This is a genomic window from Aeromonas sp. Prich7-2 (genome assembly GCF_017939255.1).
Taxonomy (GTDB): Bacteria; Pseudomonadota; Gammaproteobacteria; order Enterobacterales; family Aeromonadaceae; genus Aeromonas; species Aeromonas caviae.
In genome coordinates this window covers 1-19,360 of the sequence record NZ_JAGKRI010000030.1, presented here as the reverse complement: position 1 = coordinate 19,360, position 19,360 = coordinate 1, and the positions used below count along the sequence as shown (strand labels likewise).

At 60.4% G+C, this 19,360-nt stretch carries 21 protein-coding genes; 10 read left to right on the top strand and 11 right to left on the bottom strand.

Features of this window, described 5'->3' with window-relative positions:
• Window positions 1-49: 49 nt before the first annotated feature.
• Entirely contained in the window at window positions 50-1,102 is a 1,053-nt protein-coding gene (gene dinB / locus J9892_RS06605; RefSeq protein ID WP_200164423.1) for a DNA polymerase IV, read from the bottom strand.
• 216 nt (window positions 1,103-1,318) lie between these two features.
• Here dinB and J9892_RS06600 point away from each other — a divergent pair, with 216 nt between their 5' ends.
• The gene (locus J9892_RS06600; RefSeq protein ID WP_069785571.1) at window positions 1,319-1,528 is read left to right on the top strand and encodes a hypothetical protein; all 210 of its coding nucleotides are present in this window, start codon (window positions 1,319-1,321) and stop codon (window positions 1,526-1,528) included.
• Window positions 1,529-1,608: 80 nt separating this feature from the next.
• Here J9892_RS06600 and nqrM read toward each other — a convergent pair whose 3' ends face one another.
• From nqrM to J9892_RS06555, 9 genes are all read right to left on the bottom strand, one after another.
• Complete coding sequence (gene nqrM, locus J9892_RS06595; protein ID WP_010673371.1) at window positions 1,609-1,833, bottom strand: (Na+)-NQR maturation NqrM; 225 nt, start codon at window positions 1,831-1,833, stop codon at window positions 1,609-1,611.
• Between the two features lie 11 nt (window positions 1,834-1,844).
• Window positions 1,845-2,882: an FAD:protein FMN transferase gene (locus tag J9892_RS06590; protein WP_029313924.1), complete on the bottom strand. Its 1,038-nt coding sequence runs from the start codon at window positions 2,880-2,882 to the stop codon at window positions 1,845-1,847.
• A 3-nt stretch (window positions 2,883-2,885) separates the two neighbouring features.
• Window positions 2,886-4,109, bottom strand: coding sequence for an NADH:ubiquinone reductase (Na(+)-transporting) subunit F (gene nqrF, locus J9892_RS06585; RefSeq protein ID WP_010673369.1), 1,224 nt, complete (start codon window positions 4,107-4,109; stop codon window positions 2,886-2,888).
• A 17-nt stretch (window positions 4,110-4,126) separates the two neighbouring features.
• On the bottom strand, window positions 4,127-4,723 hold the full coding sequence (nqrE, locus tag J9892_RS06580) for an NADH:ubiquinone reductase (Na(+)-transporting) subunit E (RefSeq protein WP_005303538.1): 597 nt from the start codon (window positions 4,721-4,723) through the stop codon (window positions 4,127-4,129).
• A gap of 3 nt (window positions 4,724-4,726) precedes the next feature.
• The gene (locus J9892_RS06575) at window positions 4,727-5,359 is read right to left on the bottom strand and encodes an NADH:ubiquinone reductase (Na(+)-transporting) subunit D (RefSeq protein WP_005303545.1); all 633 of its coding nucleotides are present in this window, start codon (window positions 5,357-5,359) and stop codon (window positions 4,727-4,729) included.
• Window positions 5,352-6,140 (bottom strand): Na(+)-translocating NADH-quinone reductase subunit C, encoded by a 789-nt coding sequence (locus J9892_RS06570; protein ID WP_029313922.1) that lies wholly within the window; start codon window positions 6,138-6,140, stop codon window positions 5,352-5,354. Before J9892_RS06570 ends, J9892_RS06575 begins: the two co-directional genes overlap by 8 nt.
• A complete protein-coding gene (locus J9892_RS06565; protein WP_010673367.1) occupies window positions 6,130-7,359 on the bottom strand; it encodes an NADH:ubiquinone reductase (Na(+)-transporting) subunit B in 1,230 nt (409 codons plus the stop codon). Before J9892_RS06565 ends, J9892_RS06570 begins: the two co-directional genes overlap by 11 nt.
• Before the next feature lie 3 nt (window positions 7,360-7,362).
• Window positions 7,363-8,706, bottom strand: coding sequence for a Na(+)-translocating NADH-quinone reductase subunit A (locus tag J9892_RS06560; protein ID WP_029313920.1), 1,344 nt, complete (start codon window positions 8,704-8,706; stop codon window positions 7,363-7,365).
• A gap of 419 nt (window positions 8,707-9,125) precedes the next feature.
• A complete protein-coding gene (locus J9892_RS06555; protein WP_010673364.1) occupies window positions 9,126-9,434 on the bottom strand; it encodes a BolA/IbaG family iron-sulfur metabolism protein in 309 nt (102 codons plus the stop codon).
• 207 nt (window positions 9,435-9,641) lie between these two features.
• On the opposite strand from J9892_RS06555, the gene J9892_RS06550 reads away from it, so the two are divergent.
• The 6 genes from J9892_RS06550 (at window position 9,642) to J9892_RS06525 (ending at window position 14,870) form a co-directional block, all read left to right on the top strand.
• A complete protein-coding gene (locus tag J9892_RS06550; protein WP_010673363.1) occupies window positions 9,642-10,775 on the top strand; it encodes a methyltransferase in 1,134 nt (377 codons plus the stop codon).
• 24 nt (window positions 10,776-10,799) lie between these two features.
• Window positions 10,800-11,372 carry a YajG family lipoprotein gene (locus J9892_RS06545; protein ID WP_039040711.1) on the top strand — a complete coding sequence of 191 codons (573 nt, stop codon included), beginning with the start codon at window positions 10,800-10,802 and terminating at the stop codon, window positions 11,370-11,372.
• Between the two features lie 14 nt (window positions 11,373-11,386).
• Entirely contained in the window at window positions 11,387-11,938 is a 552-nt protein-coding gene (locus tag J9892_RS06540) for a peptidylprolyl isomerase (RefSeq protein WP_010673361.1), read from the top strand.
• Between the two features lie 114 nt (window positions 11,939-12,052).
• On the top strand, window positions 12,053-12,382 hold the full coding sequence (locus J9892_RS06535; RefSeq protein ID WP_042864276.1) for a hypothetical protein: 330 nt from the start codon (window positions 12,053-12,055) through the stop codon (window positions 12,380-12,382).
• Between the two features lie 187 nt (window positions 12,383-12,569).
• Window positions 12,570-13,871 (top strand): MFS transporter, encoded by a 1,302-nt coding sequence (locus J9892_RS06530; protein ID WP_041215845.1) that lies wholly within the window; start codon window positions 12,570-12,572, stop codon window positions 13,869-13,871.
• Window positions 13,872-14,027: 156 nt separating this feature from the next.
• Entirely contained in the window at window positions 14,028-14,870 is an 843-nt protein-coding gene (locus J9892_RS06525; protein WP_111896963.1) for an outer membrane protein OmpK, read from the top strand.
• Between the two features lie 104 nt (window positions 14,871-14,974).
• Here J9892_RS06525 and J9892_RS06520 read toward each other — a convergent pair whose 3' ends face one another.
• Window positions 14,975-15,457, bottom strand: coding sequence for a YajQ family cyclic di-GMP-binding protein (locus tag J9892_RS06520; protein ID WP_010673357.1), 483 nt, complete (start codon window positions 15,455-15,457; stop codon window positions 14,975-14,977).
• Window positions 15,458-15,815: 358 nt separating this feature from the next.
• On the opposite strand from J9892_RS06520, the gene J9892_RS06515 reads away from it, so the two are divergent.
• From J9892_RS06515 to J9892_RS06505, 3 genes are all read left to right on the top strand, one after another.
• Window positions 15,816-16,763 carry a 2-dehydropantoate 2-reductase gene (locus J9892_RS06515; protein ID WP_128344696.1) on the top strand — a complete coding sequence of 316 codons (948 nt, stop codon included), beginning with the start codon at window positions 15,816-15,818 and terminating at the stop codon, window positions 16,761-16,763.
• 30 nt (window positions 16,764-16,793) lie between these two features.
• A complete protein-coding gene (locus J9892_RS06510) occupies window positions 16,794-17,369 on the top strand; it encodes a DJ-1 family glyoxalase III (RefSeq protein ID WP_201984450.1) in 576 nt (191 codons plus the stop codon).
• Between the two features lie 319 nt (window positions 17,370-17,688).
• Window positions 17,689-19,179 (top strand): SulP family inorganic anion transporter, encoded by a 1,491-nt coding sequence (locus J9892_RS06505; protein WP_109421956.1) that lies wholly within the window; start codon window positions 17,689-17,691, stop codon window positions 19,177-19,179.
• Window positions 19,180-19,360: the final 181 nt, after the last annotated feature.

The window sequence follows — 19,360 nt, the reverse complement described above, 5'->3', positions numbered from 1 at the left end:
CTACAGATGTAACCACTGTATCGGATTTGGAAACAGAAACTTAACTAAATCAGCAGAGATCCAGGCTTAATTGATTGATTTCACCCGCTCCGGGCAAACCAACGACCAGACCGAGCAGGCGAATGGGTTTTCCTTGAGCCCGTTGCAGTCCCTCGTGCAGCAGATCGTGGAAGCGGGCCGCCTGATAACTCCCCTTGCGATAGACGGTGGTCTGGTGAAAATCGGCAAACTTCAGCTTGATCCCCTGTCCCATCAGCATCTCCGCAGGGCAGGCCTTGGCAAAACGCAGCTCCAGCTCGGGAATGAGCCGGCTGAGCACCTGCCAGCAGGCGTCCTCGTCCAGCACGTCGCTGGCGAGCGTCGTCTCTACGCCGATGCTCTTGCGCACCCGCCTGGCCTGCACCGGCTGATCGTCATGCCCCCAGATGCGGCTGGCCAGCATCTCCCCGAGCTTGCCGAAACGGGCGATCAGCTCCTCGTTGCCGAGCTGGCGGGCATCTTCGCAGGAGTAGAGCCCGAGGGACTCCAGCCGCTCTGCCGTCTTGCGGCCGATGCCGGGCAGCTTGCCAAGGGGGAGCTGGCGCACGAACTCGTCCACCTCCTGGGGACGGATGACGAACAGGCCGTCAGGCTTGCGCTGCTCCGAGGCGAGCTTGGCCAGAAACTTGTTCGGCGCCACACCGGCCGAGGCCGTCAGCCCAAGCTCGGCGCTGATGGCGGCACGGATCTCCGCCGCCATCAGGGTGGCGCTGCCACCGCAGCGGGGACTCTGGGTCACGTCGAGATAGGCTTCATCGAGGGAGAGCGGCTCCACCTGCTCGGTGTAGCGCAGGAAGATGGCGCGCAACTGGCGCGAAGTTTCTTTGTAGACGGCCATCCGCCCGGGGATCAGCACCAATGGCGGACAGAGCTTTCTGGCCAGGGCGCTCGGCATGGCAGAGCGCACCCCGAAGCGGCGCGCCACGTAGTTGCAGGTGGAGATGACCCCGCGTCGGTCGGCGGCGCCACCGATGGCGAGCGGCACCTCCCTGAGGGCCGGGTTGTCCCGCATCTCCACCGCGGCGAAGAAGCAGTCCATGTCGATGTGAATGATCTTGCGCATGGCCGTGTCTGTTGCTGTGTCGACAGCCTCCCGAACAGATCATAGGGATAGACCCTGGGCATCCGGCGAGGAGGCGTGTCGAACGACAAAAATACTGTATGGATAACCAGTTGAACGTTCCATGCTACCCCAAGCCTGTCATTTCTGCCAGCGCGCCAGTTCGGGCTAGGGCATAGACTCTCAGGGCTCCCATTTGCGGGGGCTGGGAGGTGCAGGATGAGAAGATTCTGGCCGCTGCTGGGCCTGCTGCTGCCGCTGACGGGCGCGAGCAAGGATCACCCGACTGCGGAGTGCAACTGGCTCTATCAGCGCATCGCCGCCTTGGAAAAAGCCATACAGCAAGGGGATGAACTGGGCACCAGGGAGGAGCTGGCAAAGCGAAAGAAAGAGTTCAAGGCAAAGGCATGCAGCCAATATGACTACTGACCCCATGCCACATAAAAAACGAGCCGACCCAGGGGTCGGCTCGTTTCGTTGCAAGGCTGCCTTCAGAGCGATATCCGCCGTTAGATGATGCGGTTGTCCACAAGCATCTTGCGACGGGCCTCTTCCTTGGCCATCTTCTTCTTGCGGTTGTCGCAAGGCTCGGGGCAGTCGCACTCCTTCTCGATCCCGATGGAACCCAGGCCGCCACAGGAGCCGGAGATGGACTTGCGCTGGAAAATGTAGCCGATGGCCATGGCCACCACGACCATCAGAAACACCCCGAAGGTGATCAGAAAGATCTGCATGTAGTTACCCCTTACTTCTTGACCAGATATGGTTTGAAGGCATCCGAATAAGCCTCTTCGAACCCGTCATCCGTCTTGGTGATGGTGAAGATGGCCAGCCCCCGTTCCTTGGCATAGGCCAGGCTCTTCTCCGGCCCCATGACCATGAACACGGTCGCCAACCCGTCTGCAGTCATGCAGGAGGGGTGGATGACGGTCACCGACACCAGGCGGTGCTGGATGGGCTTGCCCGTCAGCGGATCCATGGTGTGGGAGAAGCGCTTGCCGTCCAGCTCGTAATAGTTGCGGTACTCGCCCGAGGTGGCCACCCCGTTGTCACCGGGCAGGATCACCTCCTGTACTGAACCGGCATTGACGGTCGGCTTCTCGATGGCGACACGCCAGGGATGCCCCTTGCCGTTGACACCGTTGATGCGCAGCTCGCCGCCTATCTCAACCAGATAGTTGCGTGCCCCCTGGGACTCCAGGTACTCGGCCACCTTGTCCACGCCAAACCCCTTGGCAATGGCGGAGAGATCCACGTAGAGGTCCGGGATGTCCTTTTGCAGGGTATCGGCATCGGCAGAGGTTATCACATGCAGATTGCCAAGGCCCGTCTTCTGCCGGGTCTGGGCGATCAGCTCGTCGGACGGCACCTTGGTCGGTCTGGCATCCGGCCCAAAGCCCCACAGATTGACCAGAGGCCCGACGGTGACGTCCAGCGCCCCACGGCTCTCGCGGCCAATGTGAATGGCCTCGGTCACCACCCGCGCGGTATCGCGGGAAACCACCACAGGGGTATTGCTCTTGTGCTGGTTGAAGCGTGACAGCTCGGAATCCGGGCGATAGGTCGACATCTGATCGTTGACCCGCTCCAGCAAGACGTCGACCTCGGCTTGCAGCCTGGCGGCATCCTGAACGGCGCTATCCGCCACCTTGATGGAGTAGTAGGTACCCATGGTGCTGCCGGTGATGTGGATCTCCGGCTTCGATTGGACCGTTTCCTGACCGCACCCAGTCAAGAAAAAGGCTAGCCCGAAGGCTAGCCAGGTCTTTACAACGCTGTGCATGGATTAACCACCGAAGTCATCCAGCAGGATGTTTTCGTCTTCAACACCGAGGTTTTTCAGCATGTTGATGACGGCGGCGTTCATCACGGGAGGCCCGCACATGTAGAACTCGCAATCCTCAGGCGCCTCGTGGTTCTTGAGGTAGTTCTCGAACAACACGTTGTGGATGAAGCCAGTGTAGCCATCCCAGTTGTCTTCCGGTTGCGGATCGGACAGGGCGACGTGCCACTGGAAGTTGTCGTTCTCGGCCTGCAGCATGTCGAAGTCTTCGACATAGAACATCTCGCGCTTGGAACGGGCACCGTACCAGAAGCTCATCTTGCGCTTGGTCTTCAGACGGCGCAGCTGGTCGAAGATGTGGGAGCGCATCGGCGCCATACCCGCACCACCACCGACGAACACCATTTCGGCGTCGGTGTCCTTGGCGAAGAACTCGCCGAACGGACCGGAGATGGTCACCTTGTCACCGGCCTTCAGGCTGAAGATGTAGGAAGACATCTGGCCGGGAGGGGCAGTCCAGTTGCTGGGAGGCGGGGTTGCGATCCGCACGTTCAGCATGATGATGCCGAACTCTTCCGGATAGTTCGCCATGGAGTAGGCACGGATGATCGGCTCGTTGACCTTGGACTCCAGCTCGAAGATCTTGAAGCGATCCCAGTCGCCACGATACTCCTCGGGAATATCGAAGTTCTTGTACTGCACGTGGTGGGCAGGCGCTTCGATCTGGATATAACCACCGGCGCGGAACGGCACGCTCTCACCATCCGGGATCTGCAGCTTGAGCTCCTTGATGAAGGTGGCCTTGTTGTCATTGGAGATGACGGTACAGTCCCACTTCTTCACGCCGAAGATCTCTTCCGGCAGCTCGATGTCCATGTCGGAGCGGACGGTGACCTGGCAGGCCAGACGCTCGCCATGACGGGCTTCGCCCTTGCTGATGTGATCCAGCTCGGTCGGCAGGATGTCGCCGCCGCCGGATTTCACACGCACCTTGCACTGACCACAGGAGCCGCCGCCGCCACAGGCGGAGGAGACGAAGATACCACTGCCGGCGAGCACGCCAAGCAGCTTGCCACCCGCCGGGCTGGTCACAGCCTTGGCCGGGTCGCCGTTGATGCTGATTGTCACGTCACCGGCGGTCACCAGCTTGGACTTGGCGAACAGAATGACTGCCACCAAGGCCAGCAGGATCACGGTGAACATGACCACACCCAGAATAATTTCCATCTATATTTCCTTTCCGATTACAGGGAAATACCAGAGAAGGACATGAAGCCCAGCGCCATCAGACCCGCGGTGATGAAGGTGATGCCAAGGCCACGCAGGCCTTCCGGAACATCGGAATATTTCATCTTCTCGCGGATCCCTGCCATCGCGACGATGGCCAGCATCCAGCCTGCACCCGAACCCACGCCATAGACCACGGACTCAACGAAGTTGTAGTCACGCTGCACCATGAAGGAGACGCCGCCGAAGATGGCGCAGTTCACGGTGATGAGCGGCAGGAAGATACCGAGGGCGTTGTAGAGGGCCGGGAAGTACTTGTCCAGGGCCATCTCCAGGATCTGTACCAGGGCCGCGATCACCCCGATGAAGGTGATGAAGCTCAGGAAACTCAGATCCAGACCGGATACCAGGGCACCGTCTTTAAGCACGTAGTTGTAGATCAGGTTGTTGGCCGGGACGGCAACGGTCTGAACCACGATAACGGCAATCCCCAGGCCCATGGCGGTCTTGACCTTCTTGGACACCGCCAGGAAGGTACACATCCCCAAGAAGAAGGAGAGCGCCAGGTTCTCGATGAAGATCGAGCGAATCAACAGACTGATATAGTGTTCCATACCTTAATCCTTCGCCTCCACCTGCTTGGGATCCTTGGTGCGCACGCCCCAGATGATCAGACCAATGATGAAGAACGCACTCGGCGGCAGCAGCAGCAGGCCGTTGGGCACATACCAGCCACCATTGTTCACCAGCGGCAGCAGCTCGATGCCGAACCAGGTGCCGGAACCCAGGATCTCGCGCACGGTGGCCACGGTCAGCAGCACGGCGCCATAACCCAGACCGTTGCCGATACCGTCCAGGAAGGAGGGCAGCGGGGCACTCTTCATGGCGTAGGCTTCGGCACGACCCATCACGATACAGTTGGTGATGATGAGGCCGACGAACACCGACAGTTGCTTGGAGATGTCATAGGCATACGCCTTGAGCACCTGGTCAACCACGATAACCAGCGAGGCAATCACCGCCATCTGGGCGATGATCCGCACGCTGTTCGGGATCTGGTTGCGGATCAGGGAGATGAACAGGTTGGAGAAGGCGGTGACCGCGGTAACGGCCAGCGTCATCACGAACGCCGTCTTCATCTGGCTGGTAACGGCCAGCGCGGAACAGACACCCAGCACCTGCAGTGCGATGGGGTTGTTGCCGAGCACAGGCGTCAACAGCAACTTTTTCATTTCGCTCTTGTCAGCCATTGTTGATTTCTCCTGCACGTACCTTGGCCAGGAAGGGACCGAAGCCCTTGGGGCCCATCCAGAAGTCGAAGGTGTGCTGTACACCATTACCGGTCAGGGTTGCACCAGACAGGCCGTCGATTTCATGCTCGGAACCAGCCGGAGCATGGCCCTTGATCACCCGCAGCGCAGGCTGACCGTTCTGGTCGAACAGCTTCTTGCCGACGAACAGTTCGCGCCAGGCCGGGTTCTCGATCTCGCCACCCAGACCCGGGGTTTCACCGTGGTCATAGTAGGTGATGCCCTTGATGGTCTGACCGTCGGCCGCGACCGCTACGAAGGCATACATGGTGGACCACAGACCCTGGCCGTAGATCGGCAGGATGATGTTGTCGACCTTGCCTTCGGCATCTTTCGCGAAGAACACGGGAACCAGCTTGGAGATCTGACGCAGGCCGGCCTTGTCGTCGGCCGGGGCCAGACGGATGCTCTTGGCCGGATCCTTGGCGGCAACCTTGGTGTCGAAGTTGTCGGCGTCGCCGTCAACGAACTCACCGCTGGTCAGATCCACCAGACGCGCTTCAATCTTGTCGCCATAGAGCTGGGCCAGATCACGCTTGGCCACGGCGCTGATGTCGACGCCGGCGACGGACAGGATGTTGCTTTGCTTGTCCAGTGCCTTGTTTTCCAGCTGGGCCGGACGCAGACCCACGGCAGCCACGGAGACCACGATGGAGCAGACCAGACACAGACCGGTCACTACGGCGAGAGTGCCGGTAGTAGAGTCTTTATTAAACGCCACGTGCGATCCTCCGCTTGATGTTCGCCTGTGCCACGAAATGGTCAAACAAGGGGGCAAACAGGTTGGCGAACAGAATGGCCAGCATCATGCCTTCCGGGAATGCAGGGTTAACTACCCGGATCAGCACCACCATCACGCCGATCAGGGCGCCATACCACCACTTGCCCTTGTTGGTGAAGGCAGCGGAGACGGGGTCGGTCGCCATGAAGGCCATGCCGAACGCGAAGCCACCCAGCACCAGGTGCCAGTGCCACGGCATGCTGAACATGGGGTTGGTATCGGAACCGATGACGTTGAACAGCAGGGAGGTCGCGACCATGCCCACCATGACGCCGGCGATGATGCGCCAGGAGGCGATGCGCATGTAGACGATCATGGCTGCGCCGATGAGGATCATCAGGGTGGAAACTTCACCGATGGAACCGGGCAGGTTGCCAAGGAAGGCGTCCATCCAGCTGATGGCTTCACCGGTGGCACCGTTGATCAGCGCCATCTGGCCGCCCTGGGCCCACTGGCTCAGTGCGGTTGCGCCGGAGAAGCCGTCAACGGCAACCCAGACCGCATCACCGGAGATTTGACCCGGGTAGGCGAAGAACAGGAAGGCACGACCCGCCAGCGCCGGGTTCAGGAAGTTTTTGCCGGTACCACCGAACACTTCCTTGGCCAGCACCACACCGAAGGTGATACCCAGGGCAGCTTGCCACAGGGGCAGCTCGGGCGGCACGATCAGGGCAAACAGGATGGAGGTCACGAAGAAGCCTTCGTTGATCTCGTGCTTGCGCACCATGGCGAACAACACTTCCCAGAATCCACCGACGATGAAGACGGTGATGTAGATCGGGAAGAAGTGAGCCGCACCGATCAGCATCTTGCTGCCGATGCCGGCGACGGCCGGATCCAGCGAGGCACCGAACAGGGTGGCCAGGGCGTATTGCCAGGAATCGGCACCGGCCGCGCTGCCCATGTGGGCGATGGCGGCGATGGACTGGTTGCCGACGTTGTACATGCCCCAGAACATGGCCGGGAACACGGCCAGCCACACCATGATCATCATGCGCTTCAGATCGATCGCATCACGGACGTGGGCGGCATTGCGGGTCACGGAACCCGGGGTATAAAACAGGGTGTACGCCGCTTCGAACAGGGCATAGTACTTGGCGTACTTGCCACCCGGCTCGAAGTGATGTTCCATATTTTCAAGAAGTTGCTTGAAACTCATCGCTTAACCTTCCAGTTCGATCTTGGTCAGGCACTCACGCAAGACGGGGCCGTACTCTGTCTTGCCGGGGCAGACGAAGGTACAGAGCGCCAAATCTTCCTCATCCAGCTCCAGGCAGCCGAGCGCCTGCGCGCTGTCGGTGTCACCGGAGATCAGATCCCGCAGCAGCAGGGTCGGCAGGATGTCGAGCGGCATCACACGCTCATAGTTGCCGATAGGCACCATGGAGCGATCACTACCGTTGGTGGTGGTAGTGAAGTTGATGAGTTTGCCCTTCATCAGGTGAGAGAGGGTGGTACGGGTGATGGAGAACTTGTTGGCACTGGGTTTGACCCAGCCCATGAACTCTTTCTCACGGCCTTCGCCCAGCACGCTCACCTGGTTGTGGAAGCGACCCAGATAGTCATGGACCCCTTCGGCCTTGGCACCGCTCAGCAGGGAACCGGAGATGATGCGGTTTTCGTCCGCACGCAGCTCGTTGTTGGTCAGCTGGCTGAGGCTGGCACCCAGACGGGTACGCAGCAGACGCGGCTTGATGACGTTCGGGCCAGCCAGGGAGATCACCTTGTCGGTGAAGATCTGGCCGGTGGTGAACAGCTTGCCGTAAGCGATCACGTCCTGATAGTTGATGTGCCACTGCACCTTGTTGGCACCGACCGGATCCAGGAAGTGGATGTGGGTGCCCGGCAGACCGGCGGGATGCGGACCGACGAACACGGCTTCCTTGACCTGGGCCAAGGAGGAGTGCGGCAGGCTGGCTTCGCCCTTGCAGACGTGGACGGTACCATCGGTCAGGCGGGTCAGCACGGCCAGACCGTCGAGGAAGGCCTGGGCCTGTTCCTTGATGATCAGCTCCGCACTGGCGGCCAGCGGGTTGGTGTCCATGGCGGTGACGAAGATGGCGCGCGGGGTGGAACCCACGGCAGGCACCTTGCTGAACGGGCGGGTACGCAGCGCGGTCCATTGGCCTGATGCGACCAGGATCTCCTGCACCTTGCTACGCTCGAGCTGTGCCAGCTCAGCGGAGGCAAAATGCTCAAAGGTCACCTGCTCGTCGGACCCATCGATGTCGATGACGACGGACTGGAGAACACGCTTGGCACCACGGTTGATCTCAGAAACCACACCGGTGGCAGGGGCCGTGAATTTAACGCCGGGATTCTTCTTATCTTCGAAGAGCTCCTGACCTTTAATGACGCGATCACCTACTTTGACAAACATAGTAGGACGCATCCCCACGAACTCTTCGCCGAGTGTAGCAACACGGGTGATGGCCGGGCCATCGTAGATTACTTGCTCCGGAGCACCCAGCACGGGGATGTCCAGTCCTCTTTTAATTGTAATCATACTCACTTGCACTACCGTTAAGGGAAGACAGGTTGGTTAGCGCCGAGAAATACATCACGACGAGTTGTTGAATGAGCCCGTCAACATCGCGGAAAGCTGTCGAAGAAATAAACAAATCAGCAACATACAGGATCATTCAAAAGCGCCTGAGTTTACCACCTTAGGCGAGTTAGCCGCCACGCCAAATGGGGAAAATCCCCGCCCTATCACAAAATTAACCTTCACTGAATATTTCGCGCACGTCCTTGCAAACCGTGGTTTTAAAGGACTTTTCGCAAAACTAACCATATAGAGGTATTTTTCAGGCGTAAGGAAAAGGATTAGAAAAAATAATGCTACACCCCTCATCCCTGGCGGCACACCATTCGTGATAGCGCTGTTAATGGCCCGAGGAAGGCGCCATCAGAAGGTCCAACGGCTCACGCAAAGGGGGATTTGCTGACGCAACCCGGCGTCTTTGGCGCCTGCTCCCTGGCCTGCCACTCGGATTCGGTATAGGTATGCAGCGCCAATGCATGAATGGCTCCCGCCAGCTCGTCGGCCAGCACCCCGTTCACCTGACGATGGCGACCCAGCAAACGCTGTCCCTCAAACGCCTGGCTCACCACGACTACCTTGAAGTGGCTTTCGGAGCCCGGTGCCACCCTGTGCATGTAGCTCTCATTGATCACTTCCAGGTGGCTCGGGGAGAGCGCGGCGGCCAGCTTGGCCTCTATCTGTTGTTGCATGCTCACGGTAAGGACTCCTCGTTGAATATCCGGCCATTGTAGCCAGGGTTGTGCGCCCGATGCATCAGGTACGAAGGATCCGCTCGCTCTCGCCGCACCGGACTGGTGAATTTCTCCGCCGCCGCTAGAATAGCGCCACTTTCACCGCTGCCGGGCAACACGGGGCAGACGGTCGCCATTCATCAATCACACGTTGGACTCTTGCCTATGCAAACCCTGCTCGACACGGCCCACTGCCGCCTGACCCTGTATCGTTACCCGCGGCAGAGCCAGGACCCCCTGCAGGCCTGGGATGCGGCGGACGAGTATCTGATAAGCCACCTTGCCGAATCGCAGCAGGCACCTGACGGCCCCGTCATCATCATGAACGACGGCTTCGGTGCCCTGGCCGGCTATCTGCATGCCCACGCCCCCGTCTGCGTGACCGACTCCCACATCAGCGAGCGGGCCACCCTGGCCAATCTGGCGGAAAACGGGCTGGATCCCCACGCCATCACCCTGCAGGATGCCCTGGCCCCCCTGCCCGATGCCCCCGCCCTGGTGGTGATCAAGGTCTCCAAGTATCAGGCGCTGCTGGAGCAGCAACTGCTTGCCCTGCGCGGGGTCGTGACCCCTGCGACCCGCATCATTGCTGCCGGCAAGGCCAAGGACATCCACACCTCCACCCTCAAGCTGTTCGAAAAGTATCTGGGGGAGACCCGCACCTCGCTCGCCTGGAAGAAGGCACGCCTCATTCATTGCACCCCGGCCGCCGAGCGCCCGTCCCTGACCAGTCCCTTCCCGACCGTCTGGCCGCTGGAAGGCACCGACATGCTCATCCACAACCATGCCAACGTGTTCTCGCGCACGAGCCTGGATATCGGCGCCCGCTTCATGCTGGACAACCTGCCCATCCACAGTGCCCGCAGAGTGATCGATCTGGGATGTGGCAATGGCGTGCTCGGGCTCTCCCTGCTCGCGCGGGACAGCGAGGTGGAGGTGACCTTCATCGACGAATCCCGGATGGCGGTGGCGTCCGCACGGCTCAACGTCGAGCACAACCTGCCCGATGCCCTGCCCCGTGCCCACTTCATGGTCAACAACTGTCTCGATGACGTTCCCGTCGGGGCAGCGGACAGGATCCTCTGCAATCCCCCCTTCCATCAGTTGCAGGCGATCACCGATCACATCGCCTGGCAGATGTTCAGCGATGCCCACCGGGTGTTGCCTCAGGGGGGCGAACTCTGGATAGTAGGCAACCGTCATCTGGACTATCACAACAAACTCAAGCGCCTGTTTGGCAACGCACAAGTCGTTGCGTCGAACAGCAAATTCGTTATTTTGAAAGCCATCAAACGCTAAAGATAAAGCTAAAGGAAACCCATGATGAAAAAGTCACTCTTGCTGCTGGCCGCTCTGGTATTGGGCGGTTGTGCTACTCACTGGCCCGAGAGCGCCCTGCTCAACCCGCAAGTCATCCCCTCCAACCAGCAGTACTACTCCGGCAACCGCATCACCATGGAAGGGGTGGACAAGCGTGAAGCCGCCTATGTTTTCTCCATCAAGAAAAAAGAGAAGGCCCCTGTGCTGGTGAACAGCAGTCAGCCTCTCAACAGCCTGCTGGCTGAAAAACTGGCGGAAGGGCTGCGCAGCCAGGGCCTGGAAGTGGGCAACAGCGGCACCACCAACCTGACGCTGGCCATCTCCACTGCCGCCGTCACCGTGGAAGAGAAGACCTTCACCTATGTCACCAAGTCCCGCGTCAGCCTGCAGGTGATTGCCGACTTCCAGGGCAGCAAGCTGACCAAGCAGTTCAACATGTCCTCCAGCAAGGAGGGCCCGGGCGAGCCGAGCATGGCCGATCTGGAATCCACTCTGAACCAGCAGCTGGGCAGCGTGCTGCAGCAGATCATGGCCGACGAGGCGCTGCGCGGTTATCTCAAGGGCCAGCCGAGCTGAGCGAGGACATATAAATGAAGAAACTCTGGTTACTGGTCACCCTGATCGCCCCCCTGGCTTTTGCCGGTCAAAAAGTCCAGATGGAGACCAACCATGGCACCATCGTCGTGGAGCTGGCCCCCAAACAGGCACCCCAGACCGTGAAGAACTTCCTGCGCTATGTGGCAGACGGCAGCTATGACGGCAGCCTGTTCCACCGGGTGATCCAGAACTTCGTGGTGCAGGGTGGGGGCTACAACCAGCAGTTCCAGCCCCTGCCGACCTTCGATCCCGTGGTCAACGAGTCCAGAGGCGGCCTGCCCAACAAGCGCGGTACCATCGCCATGGCCCGCACCCAGGCGGTCGACAGCGCCACTCGCCAGTTCTATTTCAATCTGGTGGACAACGACAACCTCAACGCCAATGCCGGCGCCGGTTACACCGTGTTCGGCCAGGTCGTGAAGGGGATGGAGGTGCTGGACAAACTGGCCCAGGTCCAGACCGGCTACAGCTCCATCCTGCGTGCCAACGACGTCCCCACCAGCCCCATCATCCTGAAGAAAGTGGTGCTGCTCGCGGACAAATAACGCGGCCCGGATCACATTCCACCGCGTCCCTGAACGGGTCACCGGTCTCTTTTTCTATACTCTGCTCCCCGATGTGTGCCACGCATCGGGGAGCAGAACCAGAAGGAGGAGCCGGTGACCTGTCATGATTACATAACCCAACACGCCGGCCCGCTGGCCCAGGCGGTTCGCCATTTTCTGGCACGCAAGATTCCCTACCAGCAGCTGGAAGACTTGAGCTGGCAGCTCCTCTCCCATTGGCAGGCGCTCTGCGTGATCCCCATGGACAAAACCCCCGCCAACGCACAGGAAGGTGTGTTCTGGCATCTGCTTCACAGCCTGCACCTGTGGGATGAGCAGCGCCTCCTCTGTGATGACGCGCTGCGCCTGCAACTCATGGCCTGCGCCAATTTTCTCGCCGACGAGGGCCCCTGCCCGCACCACTGCATCGGCTCACGTCCCTGAAACCTGCCGCCCGCCACTCGGCTTGCCTTGGCTACTCCTGCCGAACCTGACAAAATGACCCCCTTTTCCCAGAGGAGTCAGGCTGTTGAACAATCTCCGCCCGCCCAGTCACACACCGGGCCGCGCCACCCGCTGGCGAGATGCCCTCGCCGTCTATCTGGAAGCGCGGGTACTCATCCTGTTCGCCATGGGATTCTCCTCCGGCCTGCCCTTGCTGCTGGTCTTTGGCACCCTCTCGTTCTGGCTGCGCGAGGCGGATGTCAGCCTGACCGACATCGGTTACATGAGCTGGGTTGCACTGGCCTACGGTTTCAAGTGGCTGTGGTCGCCCCTGGTGGATCGGCTGCCCCTGCCCCTGCTGTCACGGCTGCTTGGGCGACGACGCAGTTGGATGCTGTTCTCCCAGGTGCTGATCGCCCTCTCCCTGGTGGGGATGGCCTATTGCGATCCCAAGACCCAGCTCGCCCAACTGGCCCTCTTCGCCCTGCTGGTGGCTTTCTCCTCTGCCACCCAGGACATCGTCATCGATGCCTATCGCATCGAATCCGCTCCCGAGCGGCTGCAGGCGGCCATGGCCGCTTCTTATATGACGGGGTATCGACTCGCCATGATCATGGCGGGAGCGGGGGCGCTGGCGCTGGCGGCCTGGCTCGGCAGCAACAGCGGCTATGACTATCGCGGCTGGCAGCTCACCTATCTGCTGATGGGAGGGCTGATGTCTCTTGGCATCCTCACCACCCTGATGAGTCACGAGCCGCAGATCGATCTCAAGAGTCAGGACGAGCAGCAGATGGCGCGCAAGGCCACCCTGCTGGCACGGGGTTGGTCACCCACGCTGGCCGGGCTGGGGGCGTGGACCTACGAGGCCATCTGGTGTCCCTTCGCCGACTTCTTCCGCCGCTACGGCTCCTCGGCCCTGCTGATCCTCGGGCTTATCGCCTGCTATCGCATCTCGGACGTGGTGATGGGGGTGATGTCCAACAGCTTCTATGTGGATCTGCAGTTCAGCAAGACGGAAGTGGCCACCATCACCAAGGTCTATGGCGTCATCATGACGCTGGTGGGAGCCGCGCTCGGGGGCGTGCTGGTGATGCGCTTTGGTACCCTGCGCATCCTGTTCCTCGGCGCCGTGCTGACCGCCAGCACCAACCTGCTGTTCGCTCTCCTCAACGAAGTGGGCCACAACCTGGAGCTGCTGACTCTGATCATCTCGCTGGACAACCTCAGCGCCGGCATAGCGACGGCTGCGTTTGTGACCTATCTCTCGAGCCTCACCAACGTCGCCTTCTCCGCCACCCAGTACGCCCTGTTCAGCTCCATCATGCTGTTGCTGCCCAAGTTGCTGGCGGGGTTTTCTGGTCGCGTGGTGGAGCAGATCGGCTACAGCCACTTCTTCATCGGCACCAGTCTGCTCGGCATCCCGGTGATGATCCTGATCATCATGGTTGCCAAACGAGGCAGCACCTTGTCACCACAAACGCACAAATAGCAAGCGTTTGCGCATTTTAGGGGGTGATTAGATTCACAAATCCTGACAAAGTTCCCTGGTGCTTGTTTATCCGCTGAATTTATTTGGCTAGAATCCCTTCCGCTCCTTGTGGGCAGGCTACGGAAAACCTCAACTAACGCACAAGAGACCAATAAAATGGCCAAATTTACCAAGACTCTGATCGCTGCCGGTCTGCTGGCTGCCTCCGCCACTCCGGCCCTTGCTGCCGATTACAGCGGCGACATCCACAAGAACGACTACAAGTGGATGCAGTTCAACGTGATGCACACCATCGACCAACGTCCTTTCACCACTGGTGCTGAAGATTACAACGACACCTACTTCGAAATGGAGTTTGGTGGCCGCTCCGGTCTGTTCGACCTGTACGGTTACGTCGATGTATTCGATATCTTCGATTCCCGTCACAGCAACAAGCACCGCGATCAGAACCTGTTCATGAAGTTTGCGCCGCGTATGTCTCTGGATGCGCTGACTGGTAAAGATCTCTCCTTCGGCCCGGTGCAAGAGGTTTACATCGCCTCCCTGAATAACATCGGTGACCACCAGATGGAGAACATGATCGGTCTGGGTGCTGATGTGCAAGTGCCTTGGTTCGGCAAGGTTGGCATGAACCTGTATGCCCGCCACTCCACCGAAAACCAGTTCTTCGTTGAAGAAGAAGGTGACTGGAACGGTTACTGGTTCGCTATGAACTGGTTCAAGCCTTTCTACACCTTCGGCAACGGCAGCTTCGTCTCCTACCAAGGCTATCTGGACTACGCGTTCGACCTGGATACCCACGACCGTGCCGACCGCACCAGCGACAACCTGGCTACCTTCCACGGTATCTACTGGCACTCCGACCGCTATGCAGTGGGTTACGGCCTGAAGTACTTCATGGATGCCTACGGCACCAAAGACGGCTCCACCGCCTACGACGGTACCCCCTGGAAGAGCTCTGGCTTCAGCCACTACTTCTCCGTGACCTACAAGTTCTAATCGAACTCGTCACACGGACACAAAAAAACCGGAGCAGCTGCTCCGGTTTTTTTATGCCCTCATGCTGGCAGTGGGGGGGAAAGCCGCGCCCTCCCCGTTCGCCATCAATCGCGGAAGTTCTGGAACTGCATCGGCTGGCCCAGTTCGGCGCCACGCACCAGAGCCATGGTCTCTTGCAGATCGTCGCGCTTCTTGCCGGTGACCCGCACCTCGTCGCCCTGGATGGCGGCCTGCACCTTGATCTTGGAATCCTTGATGAGCTTCACCAGCTTCTTGGCCACTTCCTTGTCGATCCCCTGCTTGAACTTCACGGTCAGGTGGAAACGCTTGCCGGAGTGGACGCTGTCACCCACATCCATGGAACTGTTCTCGATCTGGCGCTTGAGCAGGGCGCCGCGCAGGATCTCGACCATCTGCTTGAGCTGGAAATCGGCGTCGGCTTCCAGCTTTACTTCTTCCTTGTTCAATTCGAAGCTGGCTTCCACACCACGAAAATCGAAACGGGTCGCCAGTTCACGGTTGGCGTTATCAACGGCGTTCAACACCTCGTTCATTTTGACTTCAGAGACAATATCGAATGACGGCATAGCCGGGCTCCTCATGCTGTACTTCAGGTTGTGCTGACAGGTGGGCAAATCTACCAGAAAACGGGCAAATTTGCTGATTTCGATGGGATTGCTCTGCTAGAATCCCCTGCGCACAGGAATGGTGAGACCCGTTAGAACCCGTTCAGGAGCGGTCGCGAGAGGTCCGACACTCGGTGAAGTGCAGCCCAGGAACCCGCATGTTCATGCATACATGAGGCTACCTGGCTGCGCATGAACCTTGAGCACGACCCGGCAACCAGCTCATGCACCGGTTCCAGGTATTCACCAAGCGACATCTTCCCTTATCCCGGGTTGGCGGTTGACAGGATGGCAGCCCTTCCCATGATCGAGCCTCTTCATGCCAAGCGGATTACGCGACAACAACCTGAAAACACGCCGTCACCCTGTCTCTCCCGAGTGGACCTTGCTGGGCTGCGGCGCCCTGGGCGGCGTCTTCGCCTCCCTGTTGACCCAAAGCGGCCAAGCAACCCGCCTCCTGCTGCGCGAGCGCCATCGTGCCACCTTGCACCCCGGCGTCGACTTTACCTCCCTTGAGGGGCATACCCAGCTCCTGGCCATCGAACGCGCCTTCATCGACAAGCCGGGCAGCATCAAACGCCTGCTGGTGATGACTAAGGCGGGGCAGGTGATATCGGCCCTCACTCCCCTGGTCGGGCAACTGGCGGCAGGGGTGCCCATCGTGCTGCTGCACAACGGCATGGGGATCGCCGATCAGGTGGTCGCACTCTTCCCCGACAATCCGGTGATCGCCGGCGTCACCAGCCATGGCGCCATGCAGAGCGGCCACTTCGTGTTCCGCCACACCGGCAAGGGGGAGACCTGGCTGGGCCCTGTCAACGAAGCGGCCCGTGCCCATGCCCACCTCGCCGACGAGCTGGCCAGCGCCCTGGGTCAGGCCGGTTGGGATGAGCAGATCCTGACACGCCAGTGGCAGAAACTCGCCGTCAACTGCGCCATCAATCCCCTCACCGCGCTCTACAAGCTCAAGAACGGCGAATTGGCCGGTCCGCGTTTTGCCGATGCCCTGCAGCAAATCTGCGTGGAAGTGGCTGACGTCATGCGGGCCGAAGGTCAGCCCACCGGCAGCGAAGAGCTGCTGCGCCGCGTCATGATGGTGGTGGAGCTCACCGCCGACAATTACTCTTCCATGTATCAGGACATGGAACAGGGCCGAGAGACCGAGATCGAAGCCATCACCGGCTTCCTGCTGGGCAAGGCCGCCCTTCACGGTATCGCGGTGCCGGTCAATCAGGGCCTCTATCAGGCCGTCAAAGAGAAGCGCTGAGCAGAGCAGCTGGCAAGCAAGGAGTGCAGGATGAGCGTACTGGTACTGGTGGCCCCCGGGTCGGAAGAGATAGAGACGGTTGCCATCGTCGATACCCTGGTTCGGGGTGGCATCGATGTGGTGCTGGCCTCCTGCTGCCCCACAGGAGCGCGCCAGATCCGCGCCTCTCGCGGGGTGCAACTGGTGGCGGATTGCCATCTCGACGAGCTGACCACCCGTGACTTCGATGCCATGGTCGTACCGGGCGGTCTGCCCGGCAGCGAAGTGATCCGCGACACCCCCCTCGCCATCGACCTGCTACGGGAGCAGGCAGGCCTCGGCCGCTGGCGCGCCGCCATCTGCGCCGCACCCGCCGTGGTACTCCACCATCACGGCTTGCTAGGGGATGCGAGCACCACCTGCCACCCGGGCTTTCAGGCCCGTCTGCCCGCGACACAATTGAGCACGGCAAGGGTAGTGACCGATGAAGCCCATCGCCTGATCACCAGCCAGGGACCAGGCACCGCCATCGAGTTCGCTCTCGAGATAGTACGGGTACTGCGAGGTGACGAGGCAGCCCGTACGGTGGCCGGTCCCATGGTGTTGCCCCCTTCGGTGTTGCCATAATCGCATCAATCACTTCTCTGAAAACGGCAGAGCCCCCTTGTTTGGTCTATGTTGGCTGCTCTTGTGCTAGATAAAACAATCCGGGCTTCCCCGGCCTGGCACCGGCTGTTAACATGCGCCCCTTATGCCTGTTATGTGCTCTGGGGTGGCCGTCACGCCGCCCTGACCCAGCCCTGTGCGGCCTCTGCCGCCTGACTCCGGTTATGCCGACCGGCCGGTTTACCCGACCATCAACAGCCAATCCAACCCTGTGATCCCCGCCATTCCCCCTGATTTGCGGGCCTGTGGCCATGGATCCTCAACGAGCGAGAAAATCCCCATGCTGGAACGTGCAAGACAAGAGTGGTTCTCCAACATACGGGGCGATCTGCTGTCGGGCATCGTCGTCGCCCTGGCGCTGATCCCGGAGGCCATCGCCTTCTCCATCATTGCGGGCGTCGACCCCAAGGTCGGCCTTTATGCCTCCTTCTCTATCGCCGTGGTCATCGCCTTCGTCGGCGGTCGTCCCGGCATGATTTCCGCCGCCACCGGCGCGATGGCGCTCCTGATGGTGACCCTGGTCAAGGAACATGGCCTGCAGTATCTGCTGGCGGCCACCCTGCTCACCGGCCTCTTCCAGATAGCGGCGGGCTACCTCAGGCTCGGCAGCCTGATGCGATTCGTCTCCCGCTCCGTGGTGACCGGCTTCGTCAACGCCCTGGCCATCCTTATCTTCATGGCCCAGCTGCCCGAGCTCACCAACGTCACCTGGCAGGTCTACGCCATGACCGCGGCCGGGCTTGGCATCATCTATCTGTTCCCGCTCGTTCCCGTGGTGGGCAAACTGCTCCCCTCCCCCCTGCTGTGCATCGTCATCCTGACGGCGGTGGCCATCACCCTGGGCATCGACATCCGTACCGTGGGCGACATGGGCGAGCTGCCCGATACCCTGCCGGTCTTCCTCTGGCCCGACGTGCCCCTCAATCTGGAGACCCTGGCCATCATCTTCCCCTACTCAGCGGGGCTGGCGGTGGTGGGACTGCTCGAGTCCATGATGACGGCAGCCATCGTCGACGAGATGACCGACACCCCAAGCGATCGCAACCGCGAGTGCAAGGGTCAGGGGATCGCCAACATCGGCGCCGGTCTGCTGGGAGGCATGGCGGGGTGCGCCATGATTGGCCAGTCCGTCATCAACATCAAATCCGGTGGCCGCGGCCGCCTCTCCACCTTCGTGGCGGGGACCCTGCTCATCCTGATGGTGGTCTTCATGGATGAGTGGATCCGTCAGATCCCCATGGCAGCCCTGGTGGCCGTGATGATCATGGTTTCCATCGGCACGTTTTCCTGGGAGTCGGTACGCAACCTGAAGAGCCACCCCCTCTCCACCAACCTGGTGATGGTAACCACCGTCGCCGTGGTGGTCGCGACCCACAACCTGGCACTCGGGGTATTCGTAGGGGTGCTGCTCGCCTCCCTCTTCTTCGCCCACAAGGTTGCCCGCGTCATGCTGGTCAAGAGCGACAGCGAGCGCAGCGGCGCCGTGCGTACCTATCTGGTGCGGGGCCAGATCTTCTTTGCCAGCGCCGAGCAGTTCCTGGCCGGTTTCGATTTCAGGGAGGAAGTGGAGAAGGTGGTCATCGACCTGACGCACGCCCACTTCTGGGACATCACCGCCATCACGGCCCTCGACAAGGTGGTCATCAAGTTCCGCCGTGAGGGGAAAGAGGTGGCGGTCATCGGCCTGAACGACGCCAGTGCCACCCTGGTCGATCGCTTTGCCATCCACGACAAACGCCAGGAGGGAGAGCCCCTGCTGGCCGAGCATTGATCCCGGCGCGCCCCAAGAGGGCGCTGCCTGCAAGCCATAAAAAAGGTTCTTCGCGGGATCTTGGGGAAGTGGAAGTTGACAGACAGGGTGCTGGTAAACTGGCTGTCTCCAAACACACCACCACCATCACCCTGCTGTCGCCGTGCATCATATTGATATTGCCTCCTTCTGGCCAGGTTAT